Raw genomic sequence first — 13641 nt, forward strand, 5'->3', positions numbered from 1 at the left:
TCGTTTCCTCCTACGGCCTTCTGCGCACCCGCAACCGGGACCAACCCGGCCCCGGGTGCTCAGGAGAGGCTGCCCAGATAGTCTTCGAAGCTGAACTCGCGAACCACCTCGACGCTGCCATCGAGCTGGCGCACGGCGATTGCCGGCATCTTGAGTCCGTTGAACCAGTTTTTCTTGACCATGGTGTAACCTGCCGCGTCGATGAACGACAGGCGATCGCCGATGGCCAGCGGACGATCGAACTGGTATTCGCCGAAGATGTCACCGGCCAGGCAGGACTTGCCGCACACCATGTAGGTGTACTCGCCGGAACTGGGCGCCATCTTGGCATTCTGGCGGTAGATCAGCAGGTCGAGCATGTGCGCCTCGATGGAGCTGTCCACCACCGCGAGGTGTTTGCCGTTGAACAGGACGTCGAGCACTGTGACCTCCAGCGAAGCGCTCTGGGTGATCGCCGCCTCGCCGGGCTCCAGGTAGACCTGCACGCCGTACTTCTCGGCGAAGGCCTTGAGGCGCGCGCAGAACGCGTCCAGCGGATAGCCCTCGCCGGTGAAGTGGATGCCGCCACCGAGGCTGACCCACTGCACCTGGTGCAGCAGGTGGCCGAAGCGCTCCTCGATGGTCCCCAGCATCTTGTCGAACAGCCCGAAGTCACCGTTCTCGCAGTTGTTGTGGAACATGAAGCCGGAGATCTTGCCGATCACCGCGGCGATCTTCTCCGGATCCCACTCACCCAGGCGGCTGTAGGGCCGCGCCGGATCCGCCAGGAGGTAGTCGGAGCTGCTCACCTGCGGATTGACACGCAGGCCGCGGATGGCGTTGCGCGAGGCCTGCTCGAAGCGCTCCAGCTGGCTGATGGAGTTGAAGATGATCTTGTCGGAGTTGGCCAGCACCTCGTCGATCTCGTCGTCGGCCCAGGCCACGCTGTAGGCGTGGGTCTCGCCGGCGAACTTCTGGCGGCCCAGCTTGACCTCGTAGAGCGACGAGGAAGTGGTGCCGTCCATGTACTGCTGCATCAGGTCGAACACCGACCAGGTGGCGAAGCATTTCAGCGCCAGCAGCGCCTTGACCCCGGAGTGCTGCCGCACGTAAGCGATCTTCTCCATGTTGACCAGCAGCTTCTGTTTGTCGATGAGGTAATACGGCGTCTTGATCATCTGCGTGCCCGTACGGAATAAGCAGACAGGGATCAGCGGGCTGACCCCCCTCCAAAAAAATGGAGGCGAATTGTGCCTATGCGCGCCGTGAATCGAAAGAGCCGGCGGCGCGATTTTTTGTCAGCGGTTTACAGGCAGATTGCAGCACGATGCATCCGCACGCCGACGCGAACGGACGAAGATGACAGGAAAATGACCGCCTGGCCAGTACCGGACCGACCACCCGCGCCTATCAGGGGGTACCGAAGATGTAGACGTTACCCTGTAGATGCACGCTGCCGCTGGTCTGGTAGGTCAACAGGTTGGTCTGGGTGAAGCCGGGGCCCGGCTGGCTCTGGTTGGAACCGGCCAGGGTGATCTGCGCCTGGTCGAAGGTGGCGGCCTGCAGGCCGATCTTGAGCGCCTGCTGGTTGAACTGCGCGCCCTCCCCGTTGAAGCCGCTGTCGATGTGCTCGATGTCCACGGTCACCCCTTCGAAGCTGAAGCGCCCTTGGATGTTGTCCAGCACTATGTAGCCGTCGCTCTGCCCGGGACGGAAGGTCAGGCGCGCGCCGCAACCACCACTGCAGCGGGTATTCGCCGGATTGCGGTTGATGTGCAGGTCGACCGCAAGGCTGATCCCGGCCTGCCCGTCGACTGCCTGCAGCTCCTCTTCCGCAAGCGGCTGCAGGTCAGCCGCGGCCACCGGGGCCAGCAGCGCCAGAAAACAGGCAATAGGGCTACGCATGGGTTTCCTCACCGGGGCAGGTTGACGGTTCGCATGTCCAGATAGTCGACGCGCAGGCCACGGATGGCCTGGGCACCCAGGTTCACGTTGCTAAGGCTCAGGTTGACGATGCTGATGTTGCTCTTCGGCACCTGAGCGTAGAACTGCTGGTAGTTGGCCCAGGTGACACCGGGCAGCCGGAAGCGCAGCTCGCCGTCGCTGAGCATGCTGAAGCTCAGGGGCTGAAGGGTGCCATGTCCCAGGTTCAGATCCAGGTAAACGTTCTTGGCGACGAAGCGGTTGGCGTCGGTACAGGTGCGGCAGGCGCCGAGAATCAGCTTGTCGGCGTACAGCTGCATGCTGAGTTCGCCGAGCATGCCCGCCGCGTTGCCCCAGAGGTTCACGTAGGAACCATGCAGGGTGAAGCCCTCGATGTTCAGGGAGAAGAAGTCGGCACGGGTGGTGGTGGCGCCGCGGGTGGCGTTACTGGCGCTGCCGCTCCAGGCCGTGGAGGGCACGCTGAACTCCGCGCCGAACCCGAGATCGATCCCCGGCACCCGGGTCTTGCCGTCCTTCAGGCTAGTGGAAACCAGCACCAGGGAGGCGCGGTCGCCCTCCATCTTGGCGATGCGCCCGCCACTGCAGGTGGGCTGCTGGCTGGTGGGTTCGCCACAGAGGCTGGCGAATTCGGTGTAATCCTGACTGCGCTGACTAAGGCTGTAGCCGTGGCGCTGGGTTTGCCAGACCTGACTCAGGGCGATCTGCGCGTTCATCAGCGCTTCGTTCTTAGCCGTCCAGTCATCCACGGCATCGTTGTACGCCCTGATATTACTGTTCGTACAAATGATGAAACAGTCGTATTTCTGGCCCAGAGGCGGCTTGTTGTTGTTGGGCGCCGCCGCATAGCGTGCCTCCATGACGCTGCGGGCCTGCTGGACCTGGGCAGTAGCGGCATCCACGGCCTGCTGGCGGGTCTGCAGCTGGGCCATGTCCGTATCTATGCCCTGCTTCAGGGTCAGGAAGCCGACACTGGCGTAACGTTGCAGCAGCGCAGTTTGCCGGCTGGTGAGGGCCGAAAGGTTGCTGTTCAGCCGCCCCACCGCCAGGTCCGGGTTGGTACAGCCGGCTTCGCCATACAGACAGCCCTGGTAGTAGGCCCACAGACCATAGTGATGGGTATCGTTGAGCGGGTCCGTCCAGGTGGGCGTGGCCAACTGCAGCACCTCGGTACCGGCAGGAAGGGAGGGGATCTCCGAGGCATTCCGCACGCCTAGGCGGAACGGATGCAGCGGGGTACCGATATTGGCCAGGGGATCCAGGGTGCCGCGCTGGCTGCCCTGGCCCTTGATGTAGGAGTCCTCCAACTGGATCGTCACCGGGTTGCCGCTGGAGTCCTTGAAGCCCTCGATACGAGCCATGGCGCTGTCCTGGTCATAGAGGAAGCCGTCCAGGAAGAAGCCCACGCCGGCGCCATTCACCGCGTCCAGCTCGATATCGTCCAGCGCCTGCATGGCAGCGGCCCAGGCGGAGCTCAGCAGCAGCGGCAAGCCGAGGAGCAGACCCGAGCTTCTCATATCAGCACCCCGCCGCCTGGGAACCCATGCAGGTGGGTTCTCGTGCTGTGCCGCGCAACGCATCGAAGAGGGTGAGTACGAAGGGATAGGCGGTGTTGGCACCAGAGCCAGTCTTGGCGAAGTTGGCGAAGGCGCCGCGCTGGGTTTCCACGAACTGCCCGATGTTGGCCAGGTCCTGCCAGGGCACGTTTTGGTTCTGCAGGGAGAAGAAGATGCCCTGCGCGCCCCCCAGGTTGATGTTGTTCTGGTTGCTGGGGTCGCCGACGAAGATGGACTTGTAGTTGGTCAACGGGAAACAGGTGGTCAGGCCCAGCGCCGAGCAGTTGCTCGCCATGGTCAGGGTCGGAATCAGCGAGGCGATCAGGCCGGTGGCGTCGGTCTGCAGCGACTCGCCGGCCGGAATGCCAATATGGGTGGCACGATTGACCGGCACGCCATTCAGGATCTTGTTGCCGGTGCCCTGCTGCAGCAGTTCGACGGTGGCATAGACCTCCGTGTCGCCGGCCAGGGACAGCGCCAGGCAGTTGATGTTGAATGTGCAGGTAAAGTCGTTGAGACCGTTCTGCTGCATGTAGTAGTCCTTGCCGAGCGACGCCGGACCATAGATCTTGCCCTGCATCTTGCCGGTCAGGGACAGGATGTCCCCGGACAGGTAGCCCATGGCCTTGCCAAATCCCAGGCGCACCCCGGCAATCTCGCGGACCCCCTGGCTGTTCACCTTGAAGGCGAACTCGATGTAAGGGTCCTGAATCTTGAAGGGCTCGATGGTGGCGTTGGCATTGTTGTTGTTGCGCACCCGGCCGAGGGCGAAATTGTTGATCAGGATGTCCGCCGGCTGGTTCGAGGCCAGTCCCGGCAGGCCGCTGCGGTCGAACTCCCCCATGCGCAGCTCGTCCATGTTCAGCAGCACGTCGATCTCGGCGCCGAAGTTCAGGCGCGTGTACTGAAAGCCCCCGTAAGTCAGGCCATCCAGCGTCAGAAGTGCCTGCCCGGTGATGTCCGAGAGCTCCTTATCGGTCATCTCGGTCAGGGCGGCCTGGGCGTTGAGGGCCAGCAGCGAGCTCAGGCAAGGGGCGGCGAGACGGGCGAGGAGGGATTTCGACATGGGTGAACCTGCTTGTTGTTGTCTGGCCGGAGGCATGAAGGTCCATTTTCCAGAGGCACTATAAGCAGCCCCGACGCTGGTATGACCGACCCATAGTCGAGAATCGGCCGGTACCGGCCAGCCAACTGTTACCCATCGTCACACCGTCCGTAACACCGGCCTCCGATCGATTGCTGCTCAGGCCGACGCCACGCGATGCAGTACAATCCAGCCTTTCCTTTATCCACAGGCAATCCACGGCCCATCGATGATCGATCCCAAGCGCGTACTGCGCGCCCTCGCCGAACACTGGACGTTGCTCGAGCCTCTCTGCGAACGCTTCGACCAGGGCACCCTGAGCCTGGTCGAACTGCGCCAGCAACTGGCCGCCCAGCTGCCGGCCGCCCCCCCCGCCGACCTCACCGCCCTGCTCGACCAGTGGATCCGCCTGGACATCCTCGTCCCGGTGGCCAAGAGCCCCAACCGCTTCGAGCTGAACGCCCAGATCCACGATTTCCTTGCCTACCTGCGCCGCGAGCACCGGCTCGGTCTGTGCCTGGAGATCGAAGCCTACCTCCGCCATCTGGAGCGCCTCGCCGGGCATATCCTGGACGCCTTCGAGATCCGTGACGGCAACGACCTGGCCCGCCAGCTGCGCTTGCTCGACATGCGCGTGCGCGACGTGCTGAAGAAGCTCGCCAACGACGAGCAGGCGCTGATCGCCGTGGCCGAGCGGGCCAAGACCAGCGACCGGCAGATCCCCCTGCGCCAGCGCTACGCCGAGGTGCTGGCCACCTGGGACGAGTACGTCGAGCCGATGATCCAGCTGGTCGCCGCCGACGGCGCCTTCGAGCAGGGCGTGCGGCGCGTCGAGCAAGTCCTGCTCAAGCTGCTCGGCGACCAGCAGCGCCTCGGCCAACTGGTCGACGACGACCTGCTGCTGCGCACCCACGCGCGCATCCTGGAGATGCAGACCACCGCCCAGCTGACCCTGCGCCGCGCCCGCGAGCTGCTCCTGCCGCTGCGCGAGGAGGCGCGCCGGCACAACGCGGTGACCCGCGGCGCCGCCCTGGCCCTCGCCGCGATCCGCCGCAAGGGCCTGGACGCCGTGCCGCAGGCCGCGCTGCCGCTGTTCACCCGGCCACAGAGCACCTTCCTCGGCACCGCCGGGCAGGTGGAAAGCTACGTCTACGCCCTGGCCCGCTTCGAGCCGCGGCCGGCGCACTTCCCCAAGGCGAGCGGCAGCCGCAAGAGCCAGACACCGCGTCCCCCACGCACCGCCCGGGAGATGCTGGAGCGCTGCGAACAGGCCCTGCCGCTGCCGGACCTGATGCAGTGGTTGCTCGACCAGGAGCCGGACGGCGCCACCGACGAGCTGCTCTACTGGTTCTCCCGGCTGTCCCGCGACGCCCGCTTCCAGCGCGAGCGCCTGGAACGCCGCGAGTACCTGACCCGCACCCACCAACTCAGCCTCAGCTCCTACGCCCTGATCAGGGCTGCGGACCAGCCCGCCGAGCCCACCGCTCCCGCCTCAGCCGGATGAGACGCCACCCATGAACATCGACCTCAAAGAACTGTCCCAGCTCGCGCCCATCTTCCGCGAGCTGTTCAAGGGCTACCACATCAGCCAGCGCGATACCGAGCTCTACGCCCAACTGACCAACAGCCAGGACCAGTACCGCACGCTGTTCGCCGCCCTCGGCTTCGAGCTGGTCTGCGACCGCCGCGGCTTCTACTACTTCGTCCCCGAGCAGATGGGCGCCCAGGTCAACAAGACCGCCCAGCGCCTGGCGCTGTTCACCTTCATCCTGGTCGAGCACCTCGCCGACCAGGGCCGCGACCCGTTGGCCGTGCTCGACGGCGGCAGCCTGGGCCGAGACGAGCTGCCGCCGCTGCTCGACAAGTACCGCGACCTGTTCCTGCAGGCCGAGGTCACCAGCCAGGAAGAGCTGGAGGAGAAGGTCATGCGCCGCCTGACCCAGCTCGGCTTCGCCAGCGAGGACAACGGCGCCTACCGCTTCCTGCCGCCCATGCACCGCTTCCTCGACGTCTGCCTGGCCGTGCAGCAGGACCGCGACCTGGCCGCCACCCTGCACAGCGACCTGCCGCTGCCCAGCCCGGAACTGGTGGCCGAGGAGGACGACGAGGAGATCGTCAGTCTGAGCCCCGCCGAGCCGGAAGAGGATGAAGAAGCCGCCCTGGCCCGCGCCATCGCCGAAGAACGCGCCCTTCAGGAGCAAGACGCATGACCCAGAAACGCTACGGCATCCGCCGCTTCGCCCTGCTCAACACCGCCGGCTACAGCCTGGGCATCTTCCCCTTGGAGCAGCCGCTGTCCATCTACGGCGCCAACAACCTCGGCAAGTCGGCGTCCATCAACGCCCTGCAGTTCCCCATCCTGGCGCGCATGTCGGACATGAGCTTCGGCAAGTACAGCCTGGAACAGTCGCGCAAGTTCTACTTCGCCACCGACACCAGCTACATCCTGGTGGAGCTGGACCTGCCCCACGGCCCGCACGTCATCGGCGTCGGCGGCCGCGGCCCAGGCGGCGGCTTCGGCCACCAGTTCTTCGCCTACGCCGGCGCCCTGGACCTCGCCCACTACCAGAAGAACGGCACCTGCCTGCGCCTGCGCGAGCTGTTCGGCAACCTGGAGCGCGAAGGCATCACCGCCTACGAGCTGAAGCCCGAGGAGCTGCGCCGCCTGCTGGTCGGCGGGCACACCAGCATCCCCCTGGACCTGACCCTGATCCCGTTGCGCTCCACCAGCGAGCAGAGCCTGAAGACCTTCCGCGCGCTGTTCATCAACCTGCTGCACATGCGCGAGATCACCGCGGCCAAGCTCAAGCAGCTGTTCCTCGACGCCTTTGAGCACAGCTTGCGCTCCGGTAGCGTCGACTACATCGCCGCCACCGAGGAGGCGTTCCGCGACGTGCGGCGCATGGAACAGGACTACCAGGCGCTGATCGCCGCCGCCCCGCTGGTCGAGGCCCTGGCCGCCGGGGTGACCCAGCGCGACCAACTGCGCGGCAAGCTGCACCGCCTCTCGCCGCTGCTCGACAACCTGCTGGGCGCCTGGCAGGACTATGCCGGCGCGCGCAAGGAGGAGCTGCTGATCCAGGCCGAGCACTACCGGCGCGAGCAGGACAGCCTGCAGAACGAACAGCGCAACGGCACCTCCGAGCTGATGCGCCTGGAGCGCGAGATCAGCGAGATCCAGCGCTGGCTCGGCGAGCTGGCGGTGCTGAAGAACCGCTTCGCCCTAGTGGACGACGTCAAGGTGCTGGAGGAGCAACTGCTCGCCGCCAAGGATGCCCACGACGAGCTAGCCGGCGCCCTGGCCCAGTCCCGGCAGTTCTCTGCGGAAGACCTGGACGAGCGGGTCCGCGACCTGGAGAAGCGCCTGAAATCGGTCCGGCAGCAGCTCGATCACGCCGACAACAACAGCTACTCGCGGCTCCGCGAAGAGTTCAGCCAGCAGGACGTCGAGCGCCTGATGCGCCTGTTCAACGGTGCCCTGTTCAGCCTGCCGCTCGGCGAGAAGGGCATCCGGCTGGAAGGCGACGCCTGGGTGCAGTCGGTGGAGAGGATCCTCGACCACTTCAAGGGCCAACGCTTCGAGGTGCCCGGACTCTCCATCGACCTCTCCCACATCGAGCCGCCGACCCTCCAGGCCCTGGCCGACCGCGCCGCCCTGCGCGACCAGAAGGACCGCCTGGAGCGCGAGCTCAAGCAGCTCAAGACCCAGCAGGCGGTGGCCGCCGACCGCGCGGCGAGCAAGGCCCAGGCCGAGCAGCTCTACCAGGCCGTGCTGGATGCCCAGAAGGCCCTGGAGGACTACCGCCGCTGCCAGACCCTGAGCGCCGAGGAGCAGGAGAAGCTGGAACTCCTAGCCCAGTACGAGGCCGCCCAGGACGAGCTGAAGCGGGCCAGCGACGCCTTCGCCGAGCGCGTCCAGCAGCTCTCCGCCAAGCTGCAGCTGGTCGGCCGCCAGCTCGCCGACCTGGAGGCCAAGGAGCGTACCCTGGAGGACGCCCTGCGCCGCCGCCAGCTGCTGCCCGCCGACCTGCCCTTCGGCACCCCCTACCTGGATCCGGTGGACGATTCCCTGGAGAACCTGCTGCCATTGCTCAACGACTATCAGGACAGCTGGCAGGCGCTGCAGCGCATCGACGGACAGATCGACGCCCTCTACGCGCAGATCCGCCTCAAGGGGGTCTCCAAGTTCGATAGCGAGGAGGACCCCGAGCGCCGTCTACAGCTGCTGATCAACGCCTACGCGCACCGCCAGGACGAAGCCTTGACCCTGGCCAAGGCGCGTCGCGCGGCAGTCACCGACATCGCCCGCACCCTGCGCAACATCCGCAACGACTACGACAACCTGGAACACCAGCTGGCACTGTTCAACCGCGAGATCAACCGTCGCCAGGTCTCCAACCTGGAGAGCTTCCGCATCGTCCTCGCCCCCAACCGCGAGGCGCTCCGGCACATCGACCAGATCATCCACAGCGCCGGCCAGTACGAGGAAGGCGAGACCCTCTCGGTGTTCGACCTGTCGCAGTCAGCCGAGCAGGACGCCAAGAACGAAGAGGCGCGCGACTACCTGTCGCGCCTGGTGGCCGCCAACAACAACCAGCTGGGCCTCAAGGATCTCTTCGAACTGGCCTTCGAAATCACCAAGGTCGGCGGCCAGCCGGTGATCCACACCGACATAGACGGCGCGGCCTCCAACGGCACGACCATGACCATCAAGGCGCTGACCAACATGTACCTGCTGCTGCACCTGATGGACCGCGAGCAGGCCGGCAAGGTGCGCCTGCCCTACTATCTGGACGAGGCCGCGGACATCGACGAGCGCAACCAGCAGGCGCTGATCGAGACCAGCGCCCAGCTCGGCTTCACCCCGATCCTCGCCTCGGTGAAGCCACAGGTCTCCGCCCAGGTAGCCATCGACCTGGAGGGCGGCAGCAGCCCAGCCGGCATCTACATCGACGAAGCCGACTGGAAGTTCATCAAGCCGCGGGAAACCGCCAGGGCAGCGGAAACCGAGGAAGCCACGCAGGCGGCGCAACCGGCTTGAGCCAACTCTCCAGCGCCACACAGCACCGGGGCCGCATCCCGCGGCCCTGGTCATCTTTCTCAGTTGCTGCCTAAGGAGATCTTCGGAGCCCAGCCGAGCCACTCGTCCCGCGGCTCGGCGAACAGCGGGAAGGTCTGCCCGGGAATGGCCGGCGGGCTGTCCTCCGGCGAAGCGAAGGCGATGCCCCCGGCGATCAGCGCCTCCAGGGACTCGGTGCGCACTCTCACGCCCTTGAACAACCCAGCCTCCACCCCTATGCCGCTGGCGTTCCAGAAACGACTGCCGCTGCGCACCAGAGGCGCATAGCGCGGCTCGATGCGCACGCGGATCAGCACCTGGTCGGCCAGGGCGCCCAGCTCGAAGCCGGTCACTTCGCCGACCCGCACCTCGCGGAAGGTCACCGGCACCCCGACCTTGATCGAGCCCAGACGCGGGGCGCTAAGCACCAGATCCAGACCGGCGCTGCTGCGCGCCTCGCCCGGGGCGGACTTGAGGGCGACGAACTCGCTCTGCGGCGCGGCGCCAGGCGCCCCCGGCTCCACCTGCAGGTACTGGCCGCTGATCAGGGTGTCCAGGTTGGCGGTGCGGGTCAGCCCCAGCTCCGGCTTCACCACCCAGAAGCGGCTACCGGCTCGGGCGATGCGCTCCGCCCCCTGGGTGATCCGCGCGCTGAGCAGCACCCCGGAGAGGTCGTCGCTGAGCTCCAGCTTTTCCACCTCGCCGACGTCCAGGCCTCGATAGCGAATCGGCGTGCCAGGACGGAGGCCATCGCCGCTGTCCACCCGGATGCGGATGGTCCGCCCCTCGAGCATGGCGCTGTCACGGTCGGGATACAGGCGGAAGCGCTGGATCTTGCCTTCCACCCTGGCCTTCAGGTCCGGGGTCTCGAAGGCAACCCCGCCCATCAGCAGGGTCTGCACCGATTCACTCTTCACCTCGATGCCCGAAAGGCCGCCGCTCAGGGTCACTCCACTGGCGTTCCAGAAGCGCGTCGAGCTGTTCACCAGCTCGGCGTACTCCGGCTCGATGTGTACACCGAGCAGCACCTGGCGCTTGTTCTTGGTCAGTTGGTAGCTCTGCACCGACCCCACCTTGATCTGCCGGTAGAGCACCGGACTGCCCACCTGCAGGGAGCCCAGGTTGTCGCTGAGCAGGACCAGATGCAGGCCCGGCGCGTCCATGTTCAACGGCGGCGCCTTGGGCCGGGCGACGAAGTCTCGGCGCGCCGGCTTGCCCTTGGTGCCAGGCCGCACGGCGATGTAGTTGCCCTTGAGCAAGGCGTCCAGGCCGGTGATCCCGGCCAGGGAGATGGACGGTTTGACCACCCAGAACTCGGTGTCCTCCACCAGGTAGTCCTCGCCCAGCGGGTCGAGGGCCAGCTCGGCGGTGGCGAAGTTGGGGTCCTCCTGATTGATCTTCAGCTCCTTCAGAGTGCCCACCTGGATGCCGTTGAACATCACCGGGGTGCGCCCGGCCTGCAGGCTCTCGAAATCGTGGAGCTTGAGGGTTACCCGAATGCCCGCCTGGGCGGCATCGAAGTCCTCGTAGAGGCGGAAGGGGATGCTCGGGTCGGTGGGCGGGCTGTCGCTACGGTTCTCCGGGGTGGCAAAGGCGATGCCGCCAGCGACTATGCTGGCCAGCGACTCGGTGCGCAGCTTGAGGCCGCCCAGGCCGGCGTTGACGGTCACCCCGCTGGCGTTCCAGAAGCGCGTGTGCTTGCGTACCAGGCTGGCGTAGGCCGGTTCGATGAACACCTGGATCTCCACGGTCTTCTGGTCGTCCGCCAGCCGGTAGCTCTTCACCCGGCCTACCTGGATCTGCTTGTAGAACACCGGACTGTCACGGTTCAGGGAGCCCAGGCGCTCGGCCAGCAGGGTCAGGTGCAGGCCGGGCACGTCGTCCGGCAGCGGCGGCGGCGCGGAGAGCGCCTCGAACTTCCGGGCCGGCTCGCCCGGGCCGGGACTGACCGCGATGTAGTTGCCAGACACCAGGGTCTCCAGCCCAGTGATCCCGGCCAGGGTCACGCTCGGCTTGACCAACCAGAAGCGCGTGCCGCTGCGCAGGTGCGGCTCGCTCTGCTTGTCCATCGACAGGGTGGCCACCACGCCACGCTCGTTGTCTAGGTGCAGCTCGCTGACCTTGCCGATCGGCATGCCCTTGTACATCACCTCGGTCTTGCCGGCCTGCAGGCCGTCCCCGGACTCGAAGACCACCTCGATATCGATCCCGGCCTGGCTGTAGGCCCGCCAGCCGAGCCAGCCGCCGATCAGCAGGGCAATCAGCGGCAGTACCCAGATGGCCGACCAGTTGGAAGCGGGGCGAACCTTCGCCGTGGGCAGATCATTCATGCTTGTTCATCCGATTCCGTGTTGTCCCAGATCAGCCGGGGATCGAAGGTGATGGCCGCCAGCATGGTCAGCACCACCACGCTGGCGAAGGCCACCGCCCCCATGTTCGCCTCGATGCTCGCCAGGTTGCCGAAGCGCACTAGGGCCACCAGGATGGCGATCACGAAGATGTCGATCATCGACCAGCGGCCGATCCACTCGATGAAGCGATACATCAGGATGCGCTGCTGCGCCGACATGGGCTGATGGCGCTGCACCGAGAACAGCAGCAGGGCGATGCCCACCAGCTTGAAGGTGGGCACCAGGATGCTGGCGACGAACACCACCGCGGCAATCGGCCACATGCCGAAGTGAATCAGCTCGACGACGCCGCCCATGATGGTCGAGGGCGCACCCTTGCCGAGACTGTTCACCGTCATGATCGGCAGCAGATTGGCCGGCACGTAGAGGATCGCCGCGGTGATCAGCAGCGCCCAGGTCCGAGCCAGACTGTCCGGGCGCCGAGGGTGCACCCGTGCGCCGCAGCGGCTGCAGGTCTGGCCGTGAGCCTCAGGATCGTGACGGTTCAGCTGGTGACACTCGTGACAGATCAGGATTCCCGCATCAATTGCGCGCAAGGCTGTCCTCCTTTCCAGCCAGGGCCTCCCAGATCTGCTGCGGCGACATGGTTACCTCCAGCCAGATCTGGGTCAGCAGCAGGCCCACGAAACAGGCCAGGCCGATCCCCAGGTTCACCTCGGCGAGGTCGACCAGCTTGACGATGGCCACCAAGGTGCTCATCAGGTAGACCTCAAGCATTCCCCACTCCCGCAGGTGCTGATAGATACGGTAGAACAGCAGACCGTAGCTGCGTCCGATATCCAGGCGGATGCTCAGCAGCACGAACAGCTGGCAGAGCAGCTTGAGCAGCGGAATGCCCATGCTGCACAGAAATACCAGCACGGCCACTCCACCCATACCGCTGTGATACAGGGCAAGCACGCCGCTCCAGACGGTGTCCTGGGTGGTCTGTCCGAGCAGGTTGAGCTGCATGATCGGCAGGAAGTTGGCCGGCACGTAGAACAGCAGAGCGGCGAGCACCAGGGCCAGGCTGCGGGTCACTACGCTATGCCGGTAGCTGAACAACTCGTAGCCGCAGCGTGGACACTCGGCCCGTTCCCCATCGCCCAGATGCGGCCGGCGCATCAGCAGATCGCACTCGTGGCAGGCCGCCAGCTCTTCCAGGAGGAACTCCGACAGCTCACGGGAATCGGCCGTATCGTGCATGGGCAAGGCTCGTTAGGGTTCGCCGGCTATTCTACTCCGCCCCATCCGAGCCGCCAGCGCGGCCGTCAGGGTGGTTGCGGCGAGCCCAAGGATCCGAGCCGCTTAAGCCGCGCAGCGCATCTTGCTTGCAGCCCTTTCCATCGCGCAAAGAAGAACCCCCGACCTGAAACCAGGTCGGGGGTTCGGTATAGGCGCTTGACGATGACCTACTCTCACATGGGGAGGCCCCACACTACCATCGGCGATGCGTCGTTTCACTTCTGAGTTCGGGATGGGATCAGGTGGTTCCAACGCTCTATGGTCGTCAAGCAATTCGGTTGAGGCATCGTGCGCTGCACGCCACCTCGAATCGGGTCAGTGACAGATGGCTTTACGAGTTCGCTCGAACTTTCGGTTCACATCGACTTCACCATCACCCATCCGGCC

General features: G+C 65.7%; 10 protein-coding genes and 1 rRNA gene. 3 read left to right on the forward strand and 8 right to left on the reverse strand.

Annotated elements, in window-relative coordinates:
* Positions 1-59: 59 nt before the first annotated feature.
* The 4 genes from H165_RS0116810 to H165_RS0116825 all read right to left on the reverse strand — a co-directional run bounded on the left by H165_RS0116810 (position 60) and on the right by H165_RS0116825 (position 4542).
* Positions 60-1157 (reverse strand): carboxynorspermidine decarboxylase, encoded by a 1098-nt coding sequence (locus H165_RS0116810; RefSeq protein WP_017940110.1) that lies wholly within the window; start codon positions 1155-1157, stop codon positions 60-62.
* 232 nt (positions 1158-1389) lie between these two features.
* Positions 1390-1884: a DUF6160 family protein gene (locus tag H165_RS0116815; protein WP_017940111.1), complete on the reverse strand. Its 495-nt coding sequence runs from the start codon at positions 1882-1884 to the stop codon at positions 1390-1392.
* Positions 1885-1892: 8 nt separating this feature from the next.
* Positions 1893-3437 (reverse strand): hypothetical protein, encoded by a 1545-nt coding sequence (locus H165_RS18770; protein ID WP_017940112.1) that lies wholly within the window; start codon positions 3435-3437, stop codon positions 1893-1895.
* 1 nt (position 3438) lies between these two features.
* Positions 3439-4542 (reverse strand): hypothetical protein, encoded by a 1104-nt coding sequence (locus H165_RS0116825; RefSeq protein ID WP_017940113.1) that lies wholly within the window; start codon positions 4540-4542, stop codon positions 3439-3441.
* Between the two features lie 247 nt (positions 4543-4789).
* Here H165_RS0116825 and mksB point away from each other — a divergent pair, with 247 nt between their 5' ends.
* From mksB to mksF, 3 genes are read left to right on the forward strand one after another with little or no spacing between them, the layout of a single operon-like run.
* The gene (mksB, locus tag H165_RS18775; protein WP_017940114.1) at positions 4790-6064 is read left to right on the forward strand and encodes an Mks condensin complex protein MksB; all 1275 of its coding nucleotides are present in this window, start codon (positions 4790-4792) and stop codon (positions 6062-6064) included.
* 10 nt (positions 6065-6074) lie between these two features.
* Positions 6075-6770: an Mks condensin complex protein MksE gene (gene mksE / locus H165_RS0116835; protein WP_017940115.1), complete on the forward strand. Its 696-nt coding sequence runs from the start codon at positions 6075-6077 to the stop codon at positions 6768-6770.
* The gene (gene mksF, locus H165_RS0116840; RefSeq protein WP_017940116.1) at positions 6767-9601 is read left to right on the forward strand and encodes an Mks condensin complex protein MksF; all 2835 of its coding nucleotides are present in this window, start codon (positions 6767-6769) and stop codon (positions 9599-9601) included. Before mksE ends, mksF begins: the two co-directional genes overlap by 4 nt.
* Before the next feature lie 59 nt (positions 9602-9660).
* On the opposite strand, the gene H165_RS0116845 is transcribed toward mksF, so the two are convergent.
* The 4 genes from H165_RS0116845 to rrf form a co-directional block, all read right to left on the reverse strand.
* Positions 9661-11949 (reverse strand): PqiB family protein, encoded by a 2289-nt coding sequence (locus H165_RS0116845; RefSeq protein ID WP_017940117.1) that lies wholly within the window; start codon positions 11947-11949, stop codon positions 9661-9663.
* The gene (locus H165_RS0116850; protein ID WP_017940118.1) at positions 11946-12566 is read right to left on the reverse strand and encodes a paraquat-inducible protein A; all 621 of its coding nucleotides are present in this window, start codon (positions 12564-12566) and stop codon (positions 11946-11948) included. Before H165_RS0116850 ends, H165_RS0116845 begins: the two co-directional genes overlap by 4 nt.
* A complete protein-coding gene (locus H165_RS0116855; RefSeq protein WP_017940119.1) occupies positions 12553-13215 on the reverse strand; it encodes a paraquat-inducible protein A in 663 nt (220 codons plus the stop codon). The genes H165_RS0116850 and H165_RS0116855 overlap by 14 nt, the downstream gene beginning before the upstream one ends.
* Positions 13216-13408: 193 nt before the next feature.
* Positions 13409-13524, reverse strand: a 5S ribosomal RNA gene (rrf, locus tag H165_RS0116860).
* Between the last annotated feature and the right edge of the window lie 117 nt (positions 13525-13641).

The sequence above is a fragment of the Pseudomonas thermotolerans DSM 14292 genome (assembly GCF_000364625.1).
Classification (GTDB): Bacteria; Pseudomonadota; Gammaproteobacteria; order Pseudomonadales; family Pseudomonadaceae; genus Aquipseudomonas; species Aquipseudomonas thermotolerans.

What these genes read in the sequence shown, in the direction of transcription:
- H165_RS0116810 (WP_017940110.1), bottom strand. Translation starts at nt 1,157, where the DNA reads ATGATCAAGACGCCGTATTACCTCATCGACAAACAGAAGCTGCTGGTC.
- H165_RS0116815 (WP_017940111.1), bottom strand. Translation starts at nt 1,884, where the DNA reads ATGCGTAGCCCTATTGCCTGTTTTCTGGCGCTGCTGGCCCCGGTGGCC.
- H165_RS18770 (WP_017940112.1), bottom strand. Translation starts at nt 3,437, where the DNA reads ATGAGAAGCTCGGGTCTGCTCCTCGGCTTGCCGCTGCTGCTGAGCTCC.
- H165_RS0116825 (WP_017940113.1), bottom strand. Translation starts at nt 4,542, where the DNA reads ATGTCGAAATCCCTCCTCGCCCGTCTCGCCGCCCCTTGCCTGAGCTCG.
- mksB (WP_017940114.1), top strand. Translation starts at nt 4,790, where the DNA reads ATGATCGATCCCAAGCGCGTACTGCGCGCCCTCGCCGAACACTGGACG.
- mksE (WP_017940115.1), top strand. Translation starts at nt 6,075, where the DNA reads ATGAACATCGACCTCAAAGAACTGTCCCAGCTCGCGCCCATCTTCCGC.
- mksF (WP_017940116.1), top strand. Translation starts at nt 6,767, where the DNA reads ATGACCCAGAAACGCTACGGCATCCGCCGCTTCGCCCTGCTCAACACC.
- H165_RS0116845 (WP_017940117.1), bottom strand. Translation starts at nt 11,949, where the DNA reads ATGAATGATCTGCCCACGGCGAAGGTTCGCCCCGCTTCCAACTGGTCG.
- H165_RS0116855 (WP_017940119.1), bottom strand. Translation starts at nt 13,215, where the DNA reads ATGCACGATACGGCCGATTCCCGTGAGCTGTCGGAGTTCCTCCTGGAA.